The organism is Curtobacterium sp. BH-2-1-1 (genome assembly GCF_001806325.1).
In the GTDB taxonomy this organism is placed as follows: Bacteria; Actinomycetota; Actinomycetes; order Actinomycetales; family Microbacteriaceae; genus Curtobacterium.
Map to the genome: position 1 here is coordinate 1,224,516 of NZ_CP017580.1, position 24,056 is coordinate 1,248,571.

Annotated in this window: 19 protein-coding genes; 6 read left to right on the top strand and 13 right to left on the bottom strand. The window is 69.8% G+C overall.

Annotated elements, in window-relative coordinates; all coding sequences use genetic code 11:
• Positions 1 to 28 precede the first annotated feature (28 nt).
• The 11 genes from BJK06_RS05680 to BJK06_RS05730 form a co-directional block, all read right to left on the bottom strand.
• Positions 29 to 1,051, bottom strand: a complete 1,023-nt coding sequence (locus tag BJK06_RS05680) for a 1-phosphofructokinase family hexose kinase (RefSeq protein ID WP_258027724.1) — start codon at positions 1,049 to 1,051, stop codon at positions 29 to 31.
• Complete coding sequence (locus BJK06_RS05685) at positions 1,048 to 1,836, bottom strand: DeoR/GlpR family DNA-binding transcription regulator (protein WP_070417069.1); 789 nt, start codon at positions 1,834 to 1,836, stop codon at positions 1,048 to 1,050. Before BJK06_RS05685 ends, BJK06_RS05680 begins: the two co-directional genes overlap by 4 nt.
• A 546-nt stretch (positions 1,837 to 2,382) precedes the next feature.
• Complete coding sequence (locus tag BJK06_RS05690) at positions 2,383 to 3,321, bottom strand: carbohydrate ABC transporter permease (RefSeq protein ID WP_254789383.1); 939 nt, start codon at positions 3,319 to 3,321, stop codon at positions 2,383 to 2,385.
• Positions 3,318 to 4,328, bottom strand: a complete 1,011-nt coding sequence (locus tag BJK06_RS05695; RefSeq protein WP_083295087.1) for a carbohydrate ABC transporter permease — start codon at positions 4,326 to 4,328, stop codon at positions 3,318 to 3,320. Before BJK06_RS05695 ends, BJK06_RS05690 begins: the two co-directional genes overlap by 4 nt.
• A gap of 3 nt (positions 4,329 to 4,331) precedes the next feature.
• A complete protein-coding gene (locus BJK06_RS05700; protein ID WP_070417070.1) occupies positions 4,332 to 5,657 on the bottom strand; it encodes a sugar ABC transporter substrate-binding protein in 1,326 nt (441 codons plus the stop codon).
• Positions 5,658 to 5,856: 199 nt separating this feature from the next.
• Positions 5,857 to 6,411 carry a DUF2231 domain-containing protein gene (locus tag BJK06_RS05705; RefSeq protein WP_070417071.1) on the bottom strand — a complete coding sequence of 185 codons (555 nt, stop codon included), beginning with the start codon at positions 6,409 to 6,411 and terminating at the stop codon, positions 5,857 to 5,859.
• Positions 6,412 to 6,617: 206 nt separating this feature from the next.
• Positions 6,618 to 8,786: an ATP-dependent Clp protease ATP-binding subunit gene (locus BJK06_RS05710; RefSeq protein ID WP_083295088.1), complete on the bottom strand. Its 2,169-nt coding sequence runs from the start codon at positions 8,784 to 8,786 to the stop codon at positions 6,618 to 6,620.
• A gap of 48 nt (positions 8,787 to 8,834) precedes the next feature.
• A complete protein-coding gene (locus tag BJK06_RS05715) occupies positions 8,835 to 10,253 on the bottom strand; it encodes an MFS transporter (protein WP_070417072.1) in 1,419 nt (472 codons plus the stop codon).
• 130 nt (positions 10,254 to 10,383) lie between these two features.
• The gene (gene tatA / locus BJK06_RS05720) at positions 10,384 to 10,659 is read right to left on the bottom strand and encodes a twin-arginine translocase TatA/TatE family subunit (protein WP_374930690.1); all 276 of its coding nucleotides are present in this window, start codon (positions 10,657 to 10,659) and stop codon (positions 10,384 to 10,386) included.
• Positions 10,660 to 10,864: 205 nt separating this feature from the next.
• Positions 10,865 to 12,352, bottom strand: a complete 1,488-nt coding sequence (locus BJK06_RS05725; protein WP_070417073.1) for a sugar transferase — start codon at positions 12,350 to 12,352, stop codon at positions 10,865 to 10,867.
• A gap of 110 nt (positions 12,353 to 12,462) precedes the next feature.
• Complete coding sequence (locus tag BJK06_RS05730; RefSeq protein ID WP_070417074.1) at positions 12,463 to 15,246, bottom strand: glycoside hydrolase family 2 protein; 2,784 nt, start codon at positions 15,244 to 15,246, stop codon at positions 12,463 to 12,465.
• 218 nt (positions 15,247 to 15,464) lie between these two features.
• On the opposite strand from BJK06_RS05730, the gene BJK06_RS05735 reads away from it, so the two are divergent.
• Both BJK06_RS05735 and BJK06_RS05740 read left to right on the top strand, forming a co-directional pair.
• A complete protein-coding gene (locus tag BJK06_RS05735; protein ID WP_070417075.1) occupies positions 15,465 to 15,863 on the top strand; it encodes a pilus assembly protein CpaE in 399 nt (132 codons plus the stop codon).
• Positions 15,864 to 15,945: 82 nt separating this feature from the next.
• The gene (locus BJK06_RS05740; RefSeq protein WP_070417076.1) at positions 15,946 to 16,776 is read left to right on the top strand and encodes an aldo/keto reductase; all 831 of its coding nucleotides are present in this window, start codon (positions 15,946 to 15,948) and stop codon (positions 16,774 to 16,776) included.
• A 69-nt stretch (positions 16,777 to 16,845) separates the two neighbouring features.
• Here the strand turns inward: BJK06_RS05740 and BJK06_RS05745 are convergent, their stop codons facing one another.
• Positions 16,846 to 17,307, bottom strand: a complete 462-nt coding sequence (locus BJK06_RS05745) for a DUF3060 domain-containing protein (protein ID WP_070417077.1) — start codon at positions 17,305 to 17,307, stop codon at positions 16,846 to 16,848.
• A gap of 99 nt (positions 17,308 to 17,406) precedes the next feature.
• Positions 17,407 to 19,656, bottom strand: coding sequence for an Ig-like domain-containing protein (locus tag BJK06_RS05750; RefSeq protein ID WP_156794775.1), 2,250 nt, complete (start codon positions 19,654 to 19,656; stop codon positions 17,407 to 17,409).
• A gap of 283 nt (positions 19,657 to 19,939) precedes the next feature.
• Between BJK06_RS05750 and dnaK the strand changes: the two genes are divergently transcribed.
• The 4 genes from dnaK (at position 19,940) to BJK06_RS05770 (ending at position 24,029) form a co-directional block, all read left to right on the top strand.
• Positions 19,940 to 21,802 carry a molecular chaperone DnaK gene (gene dnaK / locus BJK06_RS05755; RefSeq protein WP_070417079.1) on the top strand — a complete coding sequence of 621 codons (1,863 nt, stop codon included), beginning with the start codon at positions 19,940 to 19,942 and terminating at the stop codon, positions 21,800 to 21,802.
• Between the two features lie 2 nt (positions 21,803 to 21,804).
• Positions 21,805 to 22,464 (top strand): nucleotide exchange factor GrpE, encoded by a 660-nt coding sequence (locus BJK06_RS05760; RefSeq protein ID WP_083295090.1) that lies wholly within the window; start codon positions 21,805 to 21,807, stop codon positions 22,462 to 22,464.
• A gap of 23 nt (positions 22,465 to 22,487) precedes the next feature.
• Positions 22,488 to 23,492 carry a DnaJ C-terminal domain-containing protein gene (locus BJK06_RS05765; RefSeq protein ID WP_070417080.1) on the top strand — a complete coding sequence of 335 codons (1,005 nt, stop codon included), beginning with the start codon at positions 22,488 to 22,490 and terminating at the stop codon, positions 23,490 to 23,492.
• Between the two features lie 126 nt (positions 23,493 to 23,618).
• Positions 23,619 to 24,029, top strand: a complete 411-nt coding sequence (locus BJK06_RS05770; RefSeq protein WP_070419260.1) for a heat shock protein transcriptional repressor HspR — start codon at positions 23,619 to 23,621, stop codon at positions 24,027 to 24,029.
• The last annotated feature ends 27 nt before the right edge of the window (positions 24,030 to 24,056 follow it).

The following is a 24,056-nucleotide window of genomic DNA, read 5'->3' on the forward strand; positions in this document are numbered from 1 at the left end:
GCGGGGTTGAGTGTGTGTGCTGGGTGGGTCAGGCGGGTTCGGGCGCTCGCTCGAGCGCTCGGACCTCGATGCTCGACGGGTCGGTGTGGTCGAGGGCGGGGACGTCGCTGCCGGGGAGGGCAGCGGCTGCCGCTCCGGTGGCGACGGCTTGGGCGAGGCGCTGCTCGGGCGACTGCCCGGCGACCTCGGCGAGCAGGTAGCCGGCGAGGGAGGAGTCCCCCGCGCCGACGGTCGAGCGCGCCACGATCCGGGGTGCTGCGGCCGCGTAGCTCCCGTCCTCCGTCACGAGGACGGCTCCGGCGCTGCCGAGCGTCAGGAGCACGGTGCCGACGTTCTTGTCACGGAGGCGCTGCGCCGCGATCGCTGCCGCGTCGACGTCCCGCTCGAACTCGTCCGGGTCGCCGCCGACGACCTCGGCGAGCTCCTCGGCGTTCGGCTTCACGAGGTCGATCCGCTCGCCGGACTGCAGCAGCGCGGTGAAGGGCACGCCCGAGGAGTCGACCGCGATCCGGACGTCGTCGCCGTGGCGCTGCCGGACGGCTCGGACGAGGACCGCGAGGGCGTCGTCCGGAAGCCCCGGGGGCAGGGAGCCGGCGAGGACCACCCAGCGTGCGACGGGTCCGGTCGCGGTGGCACCGGCGGTGTCGGCGACGAGTGCCGCGAGGTCCTCGAGGCGACCCGCGAGCGATGGACCGGGCTCGTTGAGCTTCGTCGTCGTGCCGGTCGGCTCGGTCACCGTGACGTTCGAGCGGAGCGGCGCACCGATCGGGAGTGCCGCGGTCGGGATCCCGCGCGTCGCGAGGCCGAGCAGCACCGGGTCGAGCTCGTCGCCGGGCAGCACCGCCACGGTGTCGCCGCCGCTCGCGACGACGACCCGGGAGACGTTGACGCCCTTGCCGCCGGGCTCGGCCGTGGAGCGGGTGGCGCGCTGGACGGCGCCGCGCTGGAGTTCGCCGGCGAGCTCGATCGTGCGGTCGAGGCTCGGGTTCGGGGTGACCGTGACGATGCGGGTGCTCATGGTGCTGCGTGTCGTGTTCGTGTTCGTGGTCATGCGACGACCACCTCGACGTCGGCCTCGGCGAGCGCTCCGGCGAGGTCGGCCGGCGGCTCCTGGTCGGTGACGATCGTGTCGATCTCGTCGAGCCGGGCGAACCGCATGAGCGCCTCGACCCCGTGCTTCGCCGCGTCCGCGAGGACTACGCTGCGCCGGGCCGCGAGGACGTACGCCCCCTTCACCGCCGCCTCGTACTCGTCCGGTGTGCTCAGGCCGAAGCCCGCGGACAGGCCGTTCGTCCCGACGAAGGCGATGTCCGGACGCAGCGCGCCGATCTGCTCGACCGTGGCCGTCCCGACGGCGGCGCTCGTCACCCCGCGGACACGGCCGCCGAGCAGGTGCAGCTCGACGTGCTCGCTGTGCTGCAGGGTCGCGGCGATCGGGACCGAGTTCGTGATGACCGTGAGGGTCGCCCCGGCCGTCGCGGGCTCCCACCGGGCGAGCTCGGCGGCGACCGCGGCGCAGGTGGTGCCGGCGTCGAGGGCGATCGAGCCGGTGAAGGTCGGCGGCACGAGGCGCATCGCGGCCCGGGCGATGGCGGACTTGGCGGAGTTGTGCTGCCCCTCGCGCTCGGCGACGGAGAGCTCGACGACGCTCGATCGTCCGACCGGGACCGCTCCCCCGTGCACGCGGCGCAGGAGGCCGGCGGACTCGAGGGCGTCGAGGTCACGGCGGACGGTCTCGGTCGTGACGTCGAAGTGCTCGGCGAGGTCGGCCACGGACACGCGGCCGGCATCCTGCAACGCTGCTGCGATCGCGTCGTGCCGCTCGGTTGCGTACATGCCCGAACTCCTTCGTTCCCGTGGGTTTCGAGAAGAGTACGTCCGGATGCCACACAAACGCAACCGTTCCGTGCCGGAACCAACACGGCCGCAGGTCGGCGGGCCCCCGGCCCGCCCGCGGAGCGGGCACGTTCCGTCCCGCTCGCCGCCCCCGCCCGCCGAGCGGGCCTTTTCCGTCCCGCTCGCCGCCCGCGGCCGACACCTCCCGCCCGCTCGACGAATGCGAGCGGCACGTCCCGGCCGCTCGGCGCCAGCCCGGTCCCGCCCAGGCCGGTCCCGCCCGCTCGAGCGCCCGCCCGACCCCGCCCAGGCCGGTCCCACCCGCCCCGGTCCCGCCCAGGCCGGCCCCACCCACGATCGAGGTCGCACGAACTGCCGCCCGCACGCCCCCCGAGCGGCACATCGTGCGACCTCGGCGGAACGCCGACGGCAGGTTGTGCGACCTCGGCACCGCCTCCACCCGCGCGCCCATCCCACACCCCGCACACGACGACGCCTGACCCACCGGAGCAGGTCGGGGCGCGTTCGTCCCGGACGTCGAGCGCGTCAGCCCTTGACGGCCCCCGCGGTCATCCCGCTCACGAGCCGCCGCTGCACGATGAGGAAGAACACCACCACCGGGATCGAGAACAGCACACTCGCCGCCATGAGCCCGCCGAAGTCCGTCCCCTTGTTCGTCGAGAACCCCGCGAGCCACACCGGCAGCGTGTACATCCCCTGGTCCTTGAGCATCACGTACGCCGTCAGGTAGTCGTTCCACGCAGCGATGAACGCGAACACACTCGTGGCGATGACCCCCGGCATCACCAGCGGGAACAGCACGCTCCACAGGATCCGGAACGTCCCCGCACCGTCGACCTTCGCGGCTTCCTCGATCTCGACCGGCACCGCGACGAAGAACCCGCGCATGACCCAGATCGAGAACGGCAGCACGCTCGCGACGTACGCGAGGATCAGCCCGATGTAGCTGTTGAGCAGCCCGAGCGACTGGAACGACAGGAACAGCGGGATGAGCAGAGCACCCGACGGGATCATCTGCACGAAGAGGATCGCCACGAGGATCGCCCGCCGGCCACGGAACCGGAAGCGCGACAGCGCCGCCGACGCCAGGAACCCGACGACGATCGACAGCAGCACGGCCGCCACGACCACGATCGCGGAGTTCCGCAGGTACACGAGGAACCCGTCCTGCGTCAGCGCCCGCGTGAAGTTCTCGAGCGTCGGCCGCAGCGGCAGCCAGATCGGCGTGAGGGTCGTCACTTCGTCCGACGGCTTGAACGCCGTGTTCACCATCCAGTAGATCGGGAACACCCAGACGAGGCAGAAGACCACCGCGATCGTGTTCGCCACGACCCGCGGCCTGCGTCGGCGCGCGCGCACCGGCGCGATCGGACCGGGCCTGGAGGCGCGACCCGCCCCCGTCACGTCCGGTTGCGTCTCGGAAGCGGTCGCCCCGGTGACACCGGGGGTGGTCGTCGTCGTCACAGGTCTTCCTCCCCGCTCCGGACCAGCCGGCGGATGTAGTAGCTGGTGAGCGCCCCGAGGATCAGCGTCGAGATGACGGCGATCGCCGCGCCCTGCCCGTACGCGTTCGACACGAAGGACTTCACGAACGTCCAGATGCCGAGGGTGAGCGTGGTGTCCTCGGGGCCGCCCTTGGTGAGCAGCCAGATCTGGTTGAAGACGTTGAAGTCCCAGATCACCGAGAGGATCGTGACGAGCAGCAGCGTCGGCACGAGCGCCGGCAGGGTGATCGAGCGGTACATCGCCCACGCGGACGCCCCGTCGAGCGCCCCGGCCTCGTAGTACTCGGGCGCGATCTGGGACTGCGCGGCGTACAGCGTCAGCGCGACGAACGGCACCGCCTGCCAGATCACGAGCGAGAGCACGATCGTCAGCGCCTGCCCGGGACTCGACGCCCAGTTGTCCTGCGTGTGGTCGCCGAACACCCCGAGCTGGGTGATGAGCCAGTTGAGCACGCCGTAGAAGGGCTGGAAGAGCCACTGCCACACCAGGCTCGACGCGACGTTCGGCATCGCCCACGCCAACACGAGCACGACGCTCACGACCGTGCGCATGACGACACCGAGCCGGGTCAGCAGCTGTGACACCGCCATGCCGATGCCGATGGTCCCGATCACCATCGCGCCCGTGACGAGCACGGTGCGCAGCATGACCGGCCAGAAGCTGGCGTCGGTGAGGACGTTCGTGTAGTTCGTGAAACCGGCGAACCCGGCCTGCCCGGTGAAGATCGCCCGCAGCCCGTAGTCCTGGAAGGAGATGACCACCAGGCGGACGAGCGGGTAGACGACGAGCGCGAGGAGCAGCAGCGCAGCCGGTGCGAGCAGGACCAGCGGCGCTCGGGACGAGGTGAGCGATCGACGACCTGCGCGACCGCCCGGCCCGGTGGGACCGCGACGCCCCGTCGACCCACGCCGGGTCCCCGGCTCGGCCTGCGCCGAACCGGGGACCCGCTCCGCAGTGGAGGTCATCGACTACTGCTGCGCGTTGAGCGCGGTCGTGAGGTGCTCCGAGAAGCCCTCGGCTGCCTGCTTCGGCGTCTTCCGACCGGTGGCGACGTCCGCGAACATCGTCTGGAACGTCGAGTCGCCCTCGATCGTCGCCCAGCCCGGGGTCGCCGGCGTCGGACGGCTCGTGGAAGCGGCCTCGAAGTACGGCTTGTGGAGCTCGTCCACGTCACCGGCGACCGCGTCGAGCAGCTGCGTGGAGTTCGGCTCCCAGCCGTCGACCCCGAACACCTGGTCCTGCTGGAACTTCTTCGAGGTGAGGATCTTCGTGTAGTACAGCGCGAGGTCCTGGTTGGCGGACTTCGACGGGATGCCGAGGTCGGAGCCACCGAGGAACACCGGCTGCGTCTTGCCCGCCGTGCTCGACGGCATCGCGAACGTGCCGATCTGGTCCTTGAGCTCGGGCTTCGCCGTGGTGATCGAACCGATCTCCCACGCGGACCCGAGGATCGCCGAGGTGTTGCCCTGCGCGAAGACGTCGGACTCGGCCGGCTTGTCGGTGTTGATGTCCTGCGTGGACTTCGCCGAGTACGAGTTCTGGAAGTCCTTCCATGCGGTGAGGCCCTTCACGGCGTCGGCGGAGTCGATCGCGCCCTTCCACTTGCCGTCCTTCTCGGTGGCGATCTGCCCGCCGGCGTCCCACACCCACTGGAGCCCGCCGTACCAGTACTGCCCCGGCATGTAGAACGCCGAGAAGTCCGCCTGCGGGTTCTTCGCCTTGACCTTGTCGAGGTCGGCCGTGAGCTCGTCGTAGGACTTCGGGACGTCGGTCACCCCGGCGTCGGCCCACATCTTCTTGTTGTAGATCACCGCGCGGTTGCCGGCGAAGAGCGGGGCGCCGTACAGCTTGCCGTCCACGGTCGCCGGGCCCTCGAGCCCGGAGAGCCACGTCTGCCCGTCGGCCAGCTCGTCCTTGTACGGCGAGAGGTCCATCAGGCCACCCGTCGCCGCGTACACCGGCACCTGCGTGTTCCCGAGGTCGACCACGTCCGGCGCGTCCTTCTGCGCGAGGGCCGTGGTGAGCTTCGTGGTGATGCCGTCCCACTGCTGGAGCTGCAGCTTCACCTTGGCGCCGGTGGCCTTGGTGAACTGCTTCTCGGCGACGTCGAGGATCTTCGGGCTGAGGTCGCCGTTCATGATCCAGACGGTGAGTGTCTTGCCCTTGCCATCGGGTGTACCGATGGACTTCGTGCCGCCGTCGGAAGCTCCGTTGCTTCCGGCGGAGCACCCGGTGAGGGCGAGCGCGCCTGCGAGGGCGAGCGCACCGAGTGCGGCGAAACGCGTGCGTGTCACGTTGACTCCCTTGGTCCGACCTTTATGAAAGGACGTTGCGTAATGGTGAGTAAAGACCCATCACGCGGGGATGTCAACCACGAATCGGCAGGCTGTGGACAATCGCGATCCGCATGTTTCCGGGGGATCACGGATGTGGAACGGATGATCGACGGCGCTTGACGAACTGGTCATGACCAGGCATGATCAGCCCCCACGCTCAGGCGCCGAACGGCACCTCACCGTGCTGGCTCACACCCGCACGCTGCCGGTAGGCCAGGTGCCCACCGAGGTACCCGCCGACGCCGACGACCGCGAGCCCCGCGAACCCGAGGAGCTTGCCTGCCCCGTGGTTCCCGGACTTCCGTTGCATCCACGACAGCCCGTACAGCGAGATGCCCACCCAGTTCACGGCCTGGTGCACCCAACCGGTGCGGAGTTGCTCACGATCGAGCTCCGACCAGTCGACGTAGCCGGCCACCGAGGCGCTGCCCGACGACACCAGCCCCACACCGACGAGGGTCTTCGCCGCCCGCGCGTTCGCCTTCCCGCCGATCAGGTCGAGCACCGCGGCCGAGATCCACGCACCCAGCGGCACCTGCACCATGAGCGGGTGCAGCGGGTGCCCGAACGGCACGCCGTGGAGCAGCTGGCGCAGTGCCTTCGGCTTCGCGAGGGCGTTCACCACGGAACGATCGATGTCGACGGCCTTGTCGAGCACGCTCGCGTGCTCGACGGCGTCGGTGAGGCGACGGAACGCTCGGATCTCAGGCATGCCCTGGACCGTAGGCCGGGCGAGACCGGAGCGTTCACAGCGCGCCAGCGCTGTGCTCCGGGCTCGCCGAGCGAGCCCGCGAGCGAGGCGGTACCGGTCCCAGGAACCGGCACCGCACCTCTCCCCACCGGCACGGCCGAGCGGCCGCTGGCGCGTCCGCCCGGAACCGGCGGCGTGGGCCCCGCCCGTAACGTCCAGTGCGCCGCCTACTCCTCGACGATCTCCGCGAGTTCGAACGGCTCCACCGTCAGCTTGTCGCCGCCTGCGGCGACGTCGACGCGGACGGTGTCCCCGTCACGCACGTCACCGGCGAGGATCGCCCGCGCCAACCGGTCGTCGATCTGCCGCTGCATGAGCCGGCGGAGCGGACGCGCTCCGTACACCGGGTCGTACCCGCGCTCGGCGAGCCAGGCCCGGGCGTCCGGGGTGACGGCCAGCTCCAGTCGGCGGTCGGTCAGCCGGCGTGCGAGCCGGTCGACGTAGAGCGACACGATCTGGCCGAGGTCCTCTTGCGTGAGCGCCTGGAACACCACGATGTCGTCGAGTCGGTTGATGAACTCGGGGCGGAAGGCCTGCTGGACGAGCTCGCGGACAGCCTCCTCGCGCTGCACGTCGGTGATCGACTGGTCGGTCATGAACTGCGACCCGAGGTTCGACGTCAGGATGAGGATCGTGTTCCGGAAGTCCACCGTCCGGCCCTGACCGTCGGTCAGGCGGCCGTCGTCGAGGACCTGCAGGAGCACGTCGAAGACCTCGGGGTGGGCCTTCTCGATCTCGTCGAGCAGCACCACGGAGTACGGGCGACGCCGGACGGTCTCGGTGAGCTGCCCGCCGGCCTCGTAGCCGACGTACCCGGGCGGAGCGCCGATGAGCCGCGCGACCGAGTGCTTCTCGCCGTACTCGCTCATGTCGATCCGGACGAGTGCCTTCTCGTCGTCGAACAGGAACTCGGCGAGCGCCTTGGCCAGCTCGGTCTTGCCGACGCCGGTGGGGCCGAGGAACAGGAACGAGCCCGTCGGACGGTCCGGGTCGGAGATGCCCGCGCGGGTGCGACGGACCGCTTCCGACACGGTCGAGACGGCGGAGCGCTGCCCGATGATCCGACGGCCGAGTTCGTTCTCGAGGTGCAGGAGCTTCTCGGTCTCGCCCTGCAGCAGGCGCCCGAGGGGGATGCCCGTCCACTGCGCGATCACGGCGGCGATGTCCTCGTCGGTGACGCTGTCGTTCACCATCCGGTCGGCCTGCTCGGCCTGTTCGGCGGCGGCGAGCTCGGCCTCGATCCGGGGCTTCTCGCTGTACTCGATGCGCGACACGAGTTCGTAGTCGGCCTCGCGCTGTGCCCGCTGGGAGCGCATGTTGAGGTCGTCGAGCTGCTGCTTGAGTTCACCGATGCGGTTGAGGCTGGCGCGTTCGGCCTGCCACCGCTGCTCCAGCTCGCCGAGCAGGGTCTCGCGGCTCGCGAGCTCGGCCCGCAGCGTCTCCAGCCGGGCCTTCGACGCGTCGTCCTTCTCCTGCTTCAGCGCGAACTCCTCGACGCGCAACCGGTCCACGGTGCGCTTGAGCTCGTCGATCTCGACCGGGCTCGAGTCGATCTCCATCCGGAGTCGGCTCGCGGCTTCGTCGATGAGGTCGATCGCCTTGTCGGGCAGCTGCCGACCGGAGATGTACCGGTTCGACAGGCTCGACGCGGCCACGAGCGCGGAGTCGTTGATCGTGACCTTGTGGTGCGCCTCGTAGCGCTCCTTGAGGCCGCGGAGGATAGCCACGGTGTCCTCGACGCTGGGCTCCCCCACGAAGACCTGCTGGAAGCGCCGTTCGAGGGCGGCGTCCTTCTCGATGTACTCGCGGTACTCGTCGAGCGTCGTCGCGCCGATGAGCCGGAGTTCACCGCGCGCGAGCATCGGCTTGAGCATGTTCGACGCGGCCACGGACCCTTCGCCCCCACCGGCGCCCATGAGGGTGTGCAGCTCGTCGATGAACGTGATGACCTGCCCGTCGGAGTCGTTGATCTCCTTGAGCACGGCCTTGAGCCGCTCCTCGAACTCGCCGCGGTACTTCGCGCCGGCGATGAGGGCGGACATGTCGAGCGACACGAGCCGCTTGTCCTTGAGGGAGTCGGCGACGTCACCCGCGACGATCCGCTGGGCGAGTCCTTCGACGACGGCCGTCTTGCCGACGCCGGGTTCCCCGATGAGCACGGGGTTGTTCTTGGTGCGACGCGTCAGCACCTGGGAGACGCGCCGGATCTCGGCGTCCCGCCCGATCACCGGGTCGAGCTTGCCGTTGCGGGCGATCGCCGTGAGGTCGACGCCGTACTGCTCGAGGGCGGTCTTCTGTCGCTCTTGCGAGTCAGGAGCGCCCTGGAGGTTCGCCATGCGTTCCGTCCTTTCGTTGCGGTGGTCCTATAGTTGAGTCTACTCCACTCAACTTGCGTTCGCAGCGGGAGATTCCCGCCGCGGGTTCCGGACGCCGACGGCACTCACGAGCGCGCCGGCGAGGAGCAGCAGCGCCATCACGACCATCGCGCGGTGGAGTCCCTCGACGCTCACGGCACCGCCGAGGACGATCCCGGCGAGCGCGACCATGACGAGCCCGGCTATCCGCGCGATCGCGTTGTTGACGGCCGAGCCCGCTCCTGCCTCCGACTGCGGGACCGACCCGAGGACCGCACTCGTCAGCGGCGTCACCATCAACGCGATCCCCGCTCCGACGAGCACCAGACCGGGGAGCACCGACCACCAGTACCCGATCGGCTCGTCACCGGCGAAGAGCAGCAGGAGCGCCCCGACCGCGGCGATCGCGGGGCCGGCGGCCATGAACCACCGCGGACCCCAGCGGCCGGCCAACGACCCGACCGTGGTGGAGAGGAGCAGGAGCATCACGGTCGGGGGCAGCGTCGCGAGGCCGGCGAGCCAGGCCGGGAACCGCCAGACCTCTTGCAGGAACAGCGTCACGACGAAGAACACCATCCCGAGGGCCCCGTAGATCGACAGCGTCGCGAGGTTGCCGACGGTGAAGTTCCGCGCACGGAAGAGCTCGAGCGGGACCAGGGGTGCACCGTGCCTGCGGGTGACGCGGAGCTCCCACGGCACGAACGCCACGAGCGCGGCCCCACCGAGCACCAGCGCAGCGAGGACGACCGGCGCGCCCCACCCGAGGCGCTCCTGCTCGATCAACCCGAGGACGACACCGCCGACGCCCACGACCGCCAGCACTGCGCCGACCACGTCCACGTGCGCCCGCGGCCCCACCCGGACGTCCGCCGAGATCCGCGACACGAGTGGGATCGTCACCGCGATCGGCACGGCCGTCAGCACGAAGATCCACCGCCAGCCGATGCCGTCCACGACGAGGCCGCCGACGACCGGCCCGAGGATCGTCGCGGCGCTCGACCACGCCGTCCACGTGCCGATCGCCTTCGCCTGCGCCGCACCGCGGAACGCCGCCACGATGAGCGCGAGGGCACTCGGGGTCACGAGCGCACCACCGACGCCCTGCAGCGCCCGGGCGACGATGAGGACCTCGCCCGTGGGGGCGATCGCGCACACGATCGAGGCGATCCCGAAGACCACGAGGCCCCACGTGATGATGCGGACGCGGCCGAACAGGTCGGACAGACTGCCGGCCACGAGGATGAGTGAACCGAGCGTCACGAGGTACGCGTCCACCGTCCACTGCTGCACGACCAGTCCCCCGCCGAGTTCGTCGCGGATGGCAGGGAGCGCCACGTTCACGACGCTCGAGTCGAGTCCCACGACGAAGGACGACAGGATCGCGACGACGAGCACGACACGGCGGTCGTCGCGGAGTGGGGCCGTGGCCGCCGGGGCTGGGGTCGTCATGTGCCCATCCTCCGCCACCGCGCGCGGTCCCGCCTGCCCCTGGGAGGACCTGTGGACAACTCGCCGGACACGACGAAGCCCCCGCGACCGATGGGGTCACGGGGGCTTCCGACAGGACGGGGCTGGGGTCCTAGTTCCTGGAGTCCGAGTTCGGCTGGACCGACGGGCCGGGGTTGACGACCGGCTGCGGAGCCGCCTCGGCCGCGGTGTTCGTCACCGTCGTGGTCTGCACGCCGGGGTCGGTGCCCTTGGCCTTCTTCTCGTCGTCGCCCATCTCCTTCTTGAAGATGTTGATCGACTGCCCGAGGCCCTTGGCGAGTGCCGGGAGCTTGGTCGCACCGAACAGCAGGATGACGATCCCGAGGATGATCAGCAGGTGTACGCCACCGAGGTTTCCGAGCATCATGACTCCTTGAATCTGGATCTGGTCGCCGTCTCCGAGTCACCGTCGACGCGTGCGGCGGAAGTCCGTCGTGCACCCATCGTAACTCGCACCGGTCGGGAAACCCAGGCCGGGCACCCGAACGGACACCGTTCGCACAGGCAGCACCCCCGGACTGCCGTTGCAGCCCGGGGGTGCGCGTGCCGGTCGCGGGTCAGGCGCGACCGGGTCAGTAGGCACCTCGGGAGCGCAGCACGGACGGGATGGTCCGGGCGAGGATGACGACGTCGTGGACGAAGGACCAGTTCTCGACGTAGTGCAGGTCGAGTCGGACACCGTCGGCCCAGTCGAGGTCCGAGCGGCCGCTCACCTGCCAGAGCCCGGTGATGCCCGGGGTCACGAGCAGCCGACGGTCGGCGAAGTCCTCGTACAGGGCGACCTCGCGCGGGAGGGCGGGTCGGGGGCCCACCAGGCTCATCGAACCGGTCAGGACGTTCCACAGCTGCGGCAGCTCGTCGAGGGACGTCCGACGCAGGAACGCACCGACCCGGGTGATGCGCGGATCGTGCTTCATCTTGAAGAGCGGCCCTGCGCCCTCGTTCGCCTGCTCGAGCGCGGCCACCCGGGCTTCGGCGTCGACGCACATCGTCCGGAACTTGAGGATCGGGAACTCCCGCCCGTCGCGCCCCACGCGGGTCTGGCGGAAGAACACGGGGCCACGGTCGTCCGCGCGGATGACCAGGGCGATGACGGCGAACACCGGCGCGAGGAGCAGCAGACCGATGCCGGCGCCGACGACGTCGAGCGTCCGCTTGCCGATCCGCCGCCGGTAGTCGGGCGTCTCGACGTGCATGAGCGGCAGGCCGTCGACAGGTCGTTCGTGCACCCGGCCGGCGGCGATGTCCGCCAGCGGCGAGGACACCACGAGTTCGACGCCGTGCGCTTCCAGTTGCCATCCGAGCCGCCGGAGTCGCTCGTGCCCGCCCCGGATCGCGCCGGCGACCACCACGGCGGCCACCGGTTCGCTCTGGGCCCGGTCGAGGACGGCGTCGACCCCGTCGATCACCGGGACGCTCGTGTCCCCGAGCGGCACCCGGGACCCGGCCCGGACGCAGTCGGAGATGATCGCCCGGACGCGGTACCCCGCCGCGGGGGTGGCCGCGATGCGCCGTCCGACGTAGGTCACGTCGTCGAGGTCACCGACGAGCAGGACGTCCTGCAGCCCCTCGCCCCGGCAGCGACGTCGAGCGAGCACGGTCCGGACGGCCTTCCGACCGATCGCGAGGAGGAGCAGCCCGAGCGGGAACGCGATGGCGACGTAGCCGCGGGCGAGGTCGACCTGGACGGCGTACGCGACCCCGGCCACCGTCGCGACGGTGACGAGGCTCGCGGTGATGAGTCGCCGGAACTCGTCGCCGCCGACGCCGACGATGCGCGGGTCTCGGCTGCGGGACACCGTGAGCAGGACCATCCAGGCCACGATCATCACGGGGGCGACCACGAACTCGGTCCACCCGGCAGCGCTCGAACCCGCGGGGAGCTCACCGGGGAACCGGACCACGTGGGCGACGGCGAACGCGACGAGCAACAACCCCAGGTCGAGCCTGGCCAGGCCGAAGCCCGTCGCACGGCTGCGGCGGGTCCGGCTGCGGGTCGGACGCCCGACGACCTCGACGGAACGGGACACCGCGCTCAGCGGTCGCATCGCGAGTGACATCGGGAGCCCTCCTGTCGGCCACCGGCCGGGGAAGGACCGACCGGGTGCCGCGGTCATCCGGGAGGACGGAACGGCACTCCGATCAGAATATCACGATGGAGTTCTGCATATCAATCGTCGAGCACGTCCGCGAGCGTCCACGCCACGGGAGCCGCAGTGAGCGCCGGGATGTCCGCCTCGGTCACGCCGCGCAGTCGGTAGGCGACACGCTCCCCCGGCAGCAGGGTCATGAACCCGCGGTCGACCGTGCCCCCGGGTGCGACCCGGTCGGGCTGGAAGAGGAGGTCCCGCACGAGGCCCTCCGCCTCGACGACGAGGTCGAGGCCGTCGCCGTCGGGAGCCGCGGTGAAGGCGGTCCGGTAGCGTGCCGGCTCCCAGCGCATGTCCTTGTCGGGTCCCGGGGTCCACACCGCCCGTCGCCAGTCCATGTCCGCGACGACGAGCTCGTTCGTCGGGTCGTCCACCACGCCGACCGACTCCGGCAGCGCCACCACGGCGACACCGGCGGCGGAGAGGCGGACGGGCAGCGACGCCTCGGCGAGGACCGTCCCCGCGAGTGTGACCCGCCGCACGCGGACGACGCTGTCGTGCCCCGTGCGGGTCGAGCGGACGGCGACCTCGATGGGCGCGTTGCCGAACGACCCGGGCGACACCCCGAGCGAGAGCGTGTCCGCCAGGTCGCCCAGATCGGCCGTCTCACCGACGGAGGCCGACGTGGTCGGGCGATCCGCGCCTCCTGGCTGCCCCGACGGCTCGCCCGCAGAACCGGACGCGCCCGCCGGAGCGGACCCGCCCCCCGGACCGGACGCGCCCGCTGGAGCGGACCCGCCCCCCGGAGCGGACCCGCCCGCTGGACCGGACCCGACCGCAGCCGCGACCGTGGACACCGGACGGATCGTCAGCAGCACGTCGTCGTAGAGCCGCCGCAGCTCGTGCGCGAGCGGCTTCAGCCGCCCGGCCGAGTCGATCGCCGACCACGACGAGACCGGCCAGAGGTCGTTCAGCTGCCACACGACGACGCCTCTGTTCCGGGGCCAGTGCGTCCGCCAGTGCTCGACGCCCGTCGCGATGGCGCGCGCCTGCTGCAGCTGCGTCAGGTAGTGCCACCGGTCGAACTCGGCCGGCGCCACGGAGCCGAACCGCGGCGCGATGCCCCGCGCGAGCTTCCCCATGCCGTCCGCGGCCTTCTGGTGGTGGACGACACCGGGCGAGTCCACCGCGAGCGGTGAGTCCCGCACCGCGTCGCGCAGCGTGCGCCACGCGGGCGGTGCCTGCCAGCCGAACTCCGAGACGAACCGTGGTACCGAGTCGCGGTAGGCGGTGTCCGGGAGCCGGTTCCAGACGTCCCACGAGTGGTGCGTCTCGTGGTCGACGTCGTTCGCGGGGAGCGACTCGGAGCCCGACCACGGCGAGGCGACCGTGTAGAAGCGCGAGGGGTCGACCGCGTCGACGATCGTCGGCAGGAGGTCGAGGTAGTAGTCCAGACCCCAGCCGCGGCCCTCGAGCGAGGCCTCCCAGCCGTCGACCTCGTGCAGCCAGATGTTCTCGTTGTTGCCGTTCCAGAGCACGAGCGAGGGGTGCCGTGCGAGCCGGGCGACGTTGTCCCGGGCCTCGGCGATGACCTCGCTGCGGATCGGCTCGCCCTCGGGGTAGGCCGCGCAGGCGAACGGGAAGTCCTGCCAGACGAGCAGTCCGAGCTCGTCGCAGACCTCGTAGAAGTCGTTCGACTCGTAGACCCCGCCGCCCCAGACCCGCACGAGGTTGACGTTGAGGTCCGCTGCCGCGCGCAGACGGTCCTCGACCCGGTCGCGCGACACCCGCGAGACGATGACGTCGTCCGGGATCCAGTTCACGCCGCGGACGTCGATGAGCGTGCCGTTGACGTGGACGTTGAACGGCTTGCCGATGCTGTCGGACGTCGTCTCGATGCGCGTCGAGCGGAAACCGGTGCGGAACGTCGAGCGGTCGAGGACCTCGCCGTCGACCGTCTGCAGCTCGACCACGACGTCGTACCGGTCCTGCGCGCCGTAGCCACGCGGCCACCACCGCTGGACCTCCGGCACCCGCACGGTGACCACGGTCTCGTCGTCGCGCGGGGTCAGCTGTGCGCGGGAGCGCTGGCGGGTGGTGCCACCCTCGGCCGTCGCTCCGCTGACCGTCACGACGAGCACGAGGTCGTCGTCCTCGCCGTCCTGGTCGAGGTCGTTCAGCCCGGAGCGCTCGACGGTGATGTGCGCATCCAGCACGCCCTCGCCCGCCTCGACGTCGACCAGGGGCCGGACGTCGCGCAGCCTGGCGGTCGACCAGCGCTCGATCGCGACCGGTCGCCACGGACCGCTCGTGACCGCCGTCAGCCCCCAGTCCCACCCGAAGTTCGAGGCCATCTTGCGGATGTACGGGAACGGTTCGTCGTACGGACCGGGCATGCTGCCGGCCTTCGCCGCGACGCGTCCGGCCTCGCGGTAGGGCGACTCGAACAGGAGCTCGAGCGTCTTCTCCCCGCGGCCGACGCCGCCGGTGCTGTCTCGAGCGTCGAAGCGGTAGCGGCGGTGCATGTTCCGCGTCGTCCCCACCACGACGCCGTCGAGGCTGAGCTCGGCGACGGTGTCGAGCCCGTCGCACACGAGGTCCACACGCTCGAAGCCCCGCGGGTCGACGTCGACGGTGCGCTGGTAGGACCAGTCGGCCCGGCCGACCCACTTGGCGCCGTCCTCGTTCCGGTCGAACGTTGGGTCCGCCAGCAGCCCCTCGCGCTCGAGGTCGGTGTGGACCTGCCCCGGCACGGTGGCGCCGATGGTCCGGCCCACGACGTCGGCCGGCGCGCCTGCTGGCGGCGCCTCACCCGCCATGGTCACGGTCCAGCCGTCGCGGAGTTCCTCGCGTTCGAGGGTCATGCGGGTCCTTCTCTTCGGCGGACGGGTTGGTGTCCGCTGCGGTCGGGACGCCGGCCGGGGGCCCGCCTCGTGGCCGGGTTCTCGGCCGGGAGGCGCGGCACCGGTTGCCCGGGCGTCGTCGCGTCGCGCGCGCGGAACGCTGGTGCGGTCGCGCGTCGGGGTGCTCGGCGATGCTAGTACGGCGACCTTGCAGGACTGCGAGTGGCAGGCTGGAAGACGTGATCAGTGTTGCACTCGCCACCGCCCTGCGTGACGCCGGCCTGCGGTGGCACCCGACGACCGGTGACCGGTTCGTGATCGACAAGCCGGGTGTCGACGACGACGTCTACACAGTGTCCGAGATGACCGTGGAGCGGCACGACTACCCCTCGGGGACGGTGCTCGGCTTCAACGGGACGACCGAGTGGGCGCTCGACTCGGTCGACGCCGCGGAGTCCCTCTGGCTCCCGCGCGAGGACCAGCTGCGTGGGCTGCTCGGGCCCGCGTTCGTGTCCCTGTCGGCGGGGTTCACGGTGGTCGCGACGGTCGACGGCGCTGATCGTTCCTTCACGTCCGACGACGCTGCGGAGGCGTACGGGCTGGCCCTGCAGGCGTACATCACGGCGGCACTGGCGTAGCTGGGTACGCCGGGCGGCGGCGGCTCGCCCGGGCTGAACGTTGCCGGAATGCCTGCTGGGTGGCCTTTGGTTGACTCGGACCATGACCGTTCCGAACATCACCCTGAACGACGGCAAGACCATCCCGCAGCTCGGCTTCGGCGTCTTCCAGATCGACCCCTCCGAGACGAAGGAAGCGACGCTCGCGGCGCTCGAGGTCGGCTACCGCCACATCGACACCGCCGAGATGTACGGCAACGAGAAGGAGGTCGGCGAGGCCATCGCTTCGTCGGGCATCCCGCGCGAGGAGATCTTCGTCACGTCGAAGCTCAACAACGGCTTCCACGACCCCGAGGCAGCGCTGGAGAACGGCAAGAAGTCGGCCGACCTGCTCGGCGGCTACACCGACCTCTTCCTCATCCACTGGCCGCTGCCCACCGTGTCGGACTTCGTGCCGACCTGGAAGGCGATGGAGGAGCTCTACCGCGGCGGCACCGCCCGCTCGATCGGCGTGAGCAACTTCCAGGCCCACCACCTCAACCGCCTCGCCGCCGAGACCACGATCACCCCGGCCGTGAACCAGATCGAGGTGCACCCGTACCTCACGCAGGACGAGCTCCGCGCCTACGACCGCGAGCACGGCATCGCGACCGAGGCCTGGTCGCCCATCGCGCAGGGCCTCGTGCTCGACGACGAGACGATCACCCGCATCGCCGGCAACGTCGGCAAGTCCGCGGCGCAGGTCGTCCTCCGCTGGCACATCCAGCGCGGCGACATCGTCTTCCCGAAGTCGGTCACCCGAACCCGCGTCGAGGAGAACTTCGCGATCTTCGACTTCGAGCTCTCCGACGAGGACATGACGGCGATCTCGTCGCTCGACAAGGGGCACCGCACCGGTCCGGACCCGGACACGTTCGACTACGTCCCGGCCTGATCTCAGGACGCAAGGAAGGGGGCGGCAACCGATCGGTTGCCGCCCCCTTCTCGTTGGCGTCAGCAGCGACTACTCCGCCTGCGCTTCGATGATGTTCTGCTGGCCCTTGTCCGAGATGGACTCCGGCTCCTCGCCGCCGAACAGGACATCGTTCCCGTTGCCGAGGACCGTCACGGTCCCAGCATCTTCGACCGTGACGCGGGTGAGCGAGCTCTGCACGATCAGCTCATCGACCGCGCCCAGGTGCACGATCGAATCGCTGCCGGACACGGTGACCTTCTCGCAAGCGCCCTGCAACGTCACCTCGGCGCCGGACTGATCGATGACCGCCTGGCCGTCGACGCATTCGGCATCTGCCTTGGTGTCGGGGACGCGGATCTCGTCGGCAGGAAGGACGGTGGCGGTCGGCGACGGCTTGGCTGCATCGGCCGAGCTCGACGACTTCGATTCGCCACCAGCTGCACAGCCGGCGAGTGCGGCGACCATCACGGTAGCGGTGATGACGGGGAGGAGGAAGCGGTTGGGTCGCATGACGGCGCCTTTCGTTCGGGCCAGGGCGTGTGCAGGAAGAAGAAGTCAGAGAACGGGAGGGCCCGAGGGTTTCGGGCCCTCCCGTTGTTGGTGGTGGTGTTACTGGGCGTTGCGGTCGATGGTGAAGGGCGCCTGGACGCTGGAGGTCTTCCCCGCGGCCGTGGTCTGCTTCACCTCGAGGTTGTACGTACCCCCACGAGCAAGCGGGATGTCGGACTCGATGCTGAACGTGCCATCGGCGTTGACCGTCCCGGTCGCGACCGTGGTCCGGCTGGTACCGATCCAGATCTCCGCCTCCGGCGTCGCGGTCCCGACGAACGTGGGCTGGAGCTGCAGGACGGACTCGTTCGCACCCGGCGCGGTCAGCACGAGCTGCCGGAACGCCGTCGGCGACACCGTGAACTTCGCCCGCAGCGTCCCCGTCAACGTGTTGTTCATGCGCTGCTCGACGTAGAGGTTGTAGTCCATCGGCGACAGGTCGAACGGGGTCTCGATCTTCCAGGTGCCGTTCGTCACCGTCGCCGACCCGATCGTGCGCGACGCACCACGAACCGTGATCTCAGCACCCTCGTGCCCACGACCCTCGAACGTCGGACGGAGCGTGTCCACGACCTCGCCATCACCCGGAGCGGTGACCGTGTGCTCCACGATCGGCGCCGTCACCTCACCCACGATGAACGCGTGCCGCACCGTCTTGGTCAGACCACCCTTGGTGACCTGGTCGAAGTACAGGTCGTACTTGCCCTCACCGAGCGCCATCACCGACGACGCCGACCACGCACCCTGCGCGTTCACCGTCGCCGACGCGACCTCACGCGAGGACCCGCGAACGACGACCTTCGCATCCGCCTGACCAGAACCGGCGAACTCCACGATGCCCGCACCCACGGTGTCGTTCTTCTCCGGCGTCGTGACCGTCACCGTCGAACCAGCCTGCCCGTAGTTCAGCATGAACGACTTCGGCTCGGACTCAGCACCCTCGATCACCACGCTGAACGTGTTCACCCCGCCGACCGCGCGAGCCGGATCGATCGGAATCTGGTACGCGTCACCCGCAGCGACCACACGACCGATCTCGACCCCGGCCGCGTTCCGCAGCACCACCGTCGAGCCCGTCGGCGCGGAACCGAACGCCACCGCCGGACGCGTCGGATCCACCGCATCAAACCGACCATCAGCCGACAACTCAACCTGCGTCTGCCCCGGATTCACCGTCACGGCACTGGTGGTGGTGTTGGCACCCTTCGACTTCTGGGTCGCCGTGATCGTCGTCTCGCCCATCGGGAGCGTGACGTTGGCGGACCACTGGCCGTTGCCGTTGACCTCGACCGCGCGCTCGGTGCCGTTGTTCAGTCGGACGGTGACGTTCGAGCCGTTCTGGGCGTTGCCGCGGATCTCGTACTGACCCGAGACGTTGTCGTTGTTGCCCGGAGCGGTGATCGCGACACCGGCGCCGTAGGCAGCGACGACCTCGATCGTCTTCTTGTCCTCGTTGTTCTCGACCAGTGCGACGGTGAGCTCGTCGTCGCCGGCCTTGTCCGGGGCGGGGATCGCGATCGAGTAGTCGCCGTCCAGGTTGGCAGTGTCCGACGCGATCACGGTCGAGCCGCGGCGGATCTCCACCCGGCCCGACTCTTCCGTAGAACCCTTCACAACCGCGCGAGCATCCACACCAGCGCCAAACTCAACCTCACCCACGAGCTGCGTCTGGTCACCGATCGGTTTGCCATCCCACGGCAGATCAAGCGGTGCCGAGGTCCCAGTTGTGAACTTGCTCACGGCCCTGGAGTCGGCCGGTGAGATTCCGGTCACATGGGTGGTCGGCGAGTCGTATGGCACAACTTTCCCATCCGGCGTCGTCGTGAAGAATTGATCGGTCCCGTTCGTGATGCATCCACCGGCGGCATACTTCTTGCTGATCAGGCCGGAGCCGGGGATGTAGTAAAGGCAGTGCGCTGCTTCGTTCGGATGCGTACGCACAAGCAGCCGCTGCCACTTGCCAACCTTCGGTAGCGAGATCCAACCGGACTGCTTCTCGGCAGCCTCGGCAGAGCTGGCGATAACGGCCACGGTCGCGCCAACGTTGCCAGAGTAAGGATCATCGGCACCGATCGCCGCGAACTCGTAGCGTGAAGGCGACGTAGCACCCTTGGCATACACCGGCGCAAGCCCGTGCATCTTTCCCCATTCGCCAGACTCAATATTCTCCGGGTCGAGTACTGCGCGAACTTCGGCGGAGGCGGTGCTTGCGTTGGCGGCGGAGCCAAAGCTCAGGCCGGAGGCGAGGGTCGCGACGGCGAGCGCCGAAGCGCCCAGGCCCTTCGCGAAGCGCTTCTTCTTGCTTGACATGGTGTGGTCCCTTTCGAGGGATCGGTCCGCGTGCTCTCGCTCGGGACGATCGGGTCGCCCGCGGCTCGCGGTCATCGTGGTCGCGGGACACCCCGCTGCCATACCAAAATATCAAACACCGACGTGAAATACAACACTGTGTGATGAGATCACCTTGAGCCATTCGGACGCAACTTTCAGCTCCCAGAGTTGACGCGCCTCCAGTCCTGAGTAGAGTTGAGTCCATCGGACGCAAGTCCAACGACTTCAGCAGTACCCGCACCAACAAAAGGAGCACCCACACATGGGACGTGCAGTAGGCATAGACCTCGGAACCACCAACTCGGTCGTCAGCGTGCTCGAGGGCGGTGAGCCCACGGTCATCGCCAACGCCGAGGGCATGCGCACCACGCCGTCGATCGTCGCCTTCACCAAGGACGGCGAGGTACTGGTCGGCGAGACCGCCAAGCGCCAGGCCGTGACGAACGTGGACCGGACGATCGCGAGTGTCAAGCGCCACATCGGCACCGACTGGACGACGGACATCGACGGCAAGAAGTACACGCCGCAGGAGATCTCGGCCCGCATCCTCGGCAAGCTCAAGCGCGACGCCGAGCAGTACCTCGGTGAAGACGTCACCGACGCGGTCATCACCGTGCCGGCGTACTTCAACGACGCCGAGCGACAGGCCACCAAGGACGCCGGTGAGATCGCCGGCCTGAACGTCCTCCGCATCATCAACGAGCCGACCGCCGCAGCACTGGCGTACGGCCTCGACAAGGGCAAGGAAGACGAGCTCATCCTGGTCTTCGACCTCGGTGGTGGCACGTTCGACGTCTCCCTGCTCGAGGTGGGCAAGGACGACGACTTCTCCACGATCCAGGTCCGTGCGACCTCGGGCGACAACCGCCTCGGTGGTGACGACTGGGACCAGCGCATCGTCGACTACCTCGTGAAGAAGTTCAAGGACGAGCACGGCGTCGACCTCTCGACGGACAAGATCGCCAAGCAGCGCCTCAAGGAAGCCGCCGAGCAGGCGAAGAAGGAACTGTCGTCGCAGATGTCGGCGAGCATCCAGCTCCCGTACCTGACGCTGACGGCCGACGGTCCGCTCAACCTCGACGAGACCATCTCGCGCGCCCAGTTCGAGCAGATGACCTCCGACCTGCTCGACCGCACGAAGAAGCCCTTCAACGACGTCATCAAGGAAGCCGGCGTCTCCGTCAACGACATCGCGCACGTGGTGCTCGTCGGTGGTTCGACCCGCATGCCCGCCGTGGCCGAGGTCGTCAAGTCGCTGACCGGCGGCAAGTCCCCGAACCAGGGCGTCAACCCGGACGAGGTCGTGGCCGTCGGCGCCGCGCTGCAGGCCGGTGTCCTGAAGGGCGAGCGCAAGGACGTCCTCCTCATCGACGTCACGCCGCTGTCGCTCGGCATCGAGACCAAGGGCGGCCTGATGACGAAGCTCATCGACCGCAACACCGCGATCCCGACCAAGCGCAGCGAGACCTTCACGACCGCTGACGACAACCAGCCGTCGGTCGCGATCCAGGTCTTCCAGGGCGAGCGCGAGTTCACCCGCGACAACAAGCCGCTCGGCACGTTCGAGCTCACCGGCATCGCGCCGGCTCCCCGTGGCGTCCCGCAGGTCGAGGTCACCTTCGACATCGACGCGAACGGCATCGTGCACGTGTCCGCGAAGGACAAGGGCACCGGCAAGGAGCAGTCGATGGTCATCTCCGGCGGCTCGTCGCTGCCGAAGGAGGACATCGAACGCATGGTCCGCGAAGCCGAGGAGCACGCGGCCGAGGACAAGGCCCGTCGCGAGGCCAACGAGCGTCGCAACCAGGCCGAGCAGCTCGTCTACTCGATCGAGAAGCTCATCAAGGAGAACGACGAGAAGCTCCCCGCGGACGTCAAGTCCGAGGTACAGGCCGACGTCGACGCCCTCAAGTCCGCGCTCGCCGGCGAGGACGACGAGGCCGTGAAGACCGCCTTCGACAAGCTCAACGAGTCGCAGGGCAAGCTCGGCCAGGCCATCTACGCCCAGCAGGACGCAGGCGCCCCGGCCGGTGAGCAGCCCACCGCCGACCAGGCAGCACAGGACGACGAGGACATCGTCGACGCCGAGGTCGTGGACGACGAGGACGACAAGGACAAGAAGTAACGATGACGGATCCCAAGGACAACGTGCCGAACGAGGACGAGCCCCAGGTCGAGGGCGATGCCACGAACGCGGCCGAGCCCGAGGACCTCATCGAGGCGGAGGGGCCCGACGTCGAAGTACCGACCGACGGCCCCGCCGCCGGGGGCCCGGCGGCGGACGCGGCGAACGACCTCTCCCCGGAGGACGAGGCACTCCTCGCCGACGCCGCCCGCGGCATCGCGGAGGACAAGCTCAGCACCGAGGACCGCGACCTGGTCGCCGAGATGCGTGCGGACATGCTCCGTGCGCAGGCCGAGCTGGTGAACTTCCGGAAGCGCGTCGAGCGCGACCGCGAGGCCAACCGCGAGGTCGCCATCGCCGAGGTCGTCCGGGCACTCCTGCCGGCGCTCGACGACCTCACCCGCGCCGAGGCGCACGGTGACCTCGCTGAGGGCCCCATGCAGGTCATCGGCCAGAAGATCCGCGGCGGCTTCGAGAAGTTCAAGCTCGTGCAGATCGGCGAGAAGGGCGAGTCCTTCGACCCGAACATCCACGAGGCGATCGTGCAGCTCCCGACACCGGGCGCCACCGGCCAGACCGTGGCGGACGTCGTCGAGCCGGGCTACAAGCTCGGTGAGCGCGTCCTCCGTGCGGCCAAGGTCGCGGTGGCGGTCCCGGCCTGAGCGCGGGGAGGAGGTAGGGATTCATGGCCAGTCAGGACTGGTTCGACAAGGACTTCTACAAGGTCCTCGGCGTCGACAAGACGGCGAGTGACGCTGAGCTGAAGAAGACCTACCGGAAGCTCGCGCGGCAGTACCACCCGGACTCCAACCCGGGCGACGCCGCCGCCGAGAACCGCTTCAAGGAGATCAGCGAGGCGTACTCGGTGCTCTCCGACAAGGAGCAGCGCCAGGAGTACGACCAGGTCCGCGCCATGGGCTCCGGCGCCCGCTTCACCGCGGGTGGCCCGGGCCAGGGCGGCGGCTTCGAGGACGTCTTCGGCGGCATGTTCGGCCAGGGCGGGGGCGGACAGCGTGTCCGCTTCGGCCAGGGCGGAGCAGGTGGCGCCGGCGGCTTCGAGGACATCCTCGGCGGGATGTTCGGCGGTGGCGGCGGCTTCGGCCAGACCACCGGCGGCTACCGCGGCTTCGGTGGGCCGACGAAGGGCCGCGACGTCACCGCGACGACGACCCTCGACTTCACCACCGCGATCGCCGGCGACACCGTCAAGCTCTCGCAGGGCAACGGCCGTCCGGTGAACGTCCGCATCCCCGCGGGGGTCGCGGACGGGCAGAAGATCCGGCTCCGTGGGCGCGGCGAACCCTCGCCCGACGGCGGGGAGGCCGGTGACCTCGTGGTCACCGTCACCGTCCGCAAGCACCCGGTGTTCGAGCGCGACGGGCAGAACCTGCGGCTGGACGTCCCCGTGACGTTCGTCGAGGCGGCGCTCGGAGCGACGATCGAGGTCCCGACGCTCGGCGGCTCCACCGTCAAGCTGAAGGTCGCACCCGGCACGCCGTCGGGTCGCGTCCTGCGCGTCAAGGGCCGCGGCGTCGCCACCAAGAACGGGACGGGCGACCTGCTCGCGACCGTCCAGGTCGCGGTGCCGTCGCACCTGACGGACAAGCAGCGGGAAGCGGTCGAGGCCCTCGCCGAGGCCCTGCCCGACGAGAACCCCCGTGCGGACCTCCTCACCAAGGCGCGCAGCTAGCCGCGCGCAACACCAGCAGTAGACCCGGCCTGGAGGCGCGGCGCGGCTCCGTCAGGAACGCGCGCCGTGCCTCCAGTCTGGTTTCCGGACCATGCGAACGACGGAAAGGAACACGCCATGACCGACATGGACGAGAACTCGCCCGTCTTCGCGATCGCGATGGCGGCGGAGCTCGCCGAGATGCACCCGCAGACGCTGCGGCAGTACGACCGGCTCGGCCTGGTCGTGCCCGGCCGCACGCGCGGCGGGTCGCGCCGGTACTCGATGCACGACGTCGCGCAGCTGCGCGAGATCGCACGCCTCGGGTCCGAGGGCGTCTCGCTCGAGGGGATCCGCCGCGTCCTCGAACTCGAGAACGAGAACCGCGCGCTCCGTGCGCGCGTCAGCGAGCTGGAGACGGCCCTCGCCGACCAGCTCATCAGCCGGCCGGGCGCCCGCGTGTTCGCGGCGACCACCACCGGCGGAGCAGTGCCGCTCCGTGCCGGCATGCGGCCGCAGCGGAACACGCAGATCGTGCTCTACCGCGGGCCGCGCTGACCCGTCCCCACCGGGACCATCGGTACG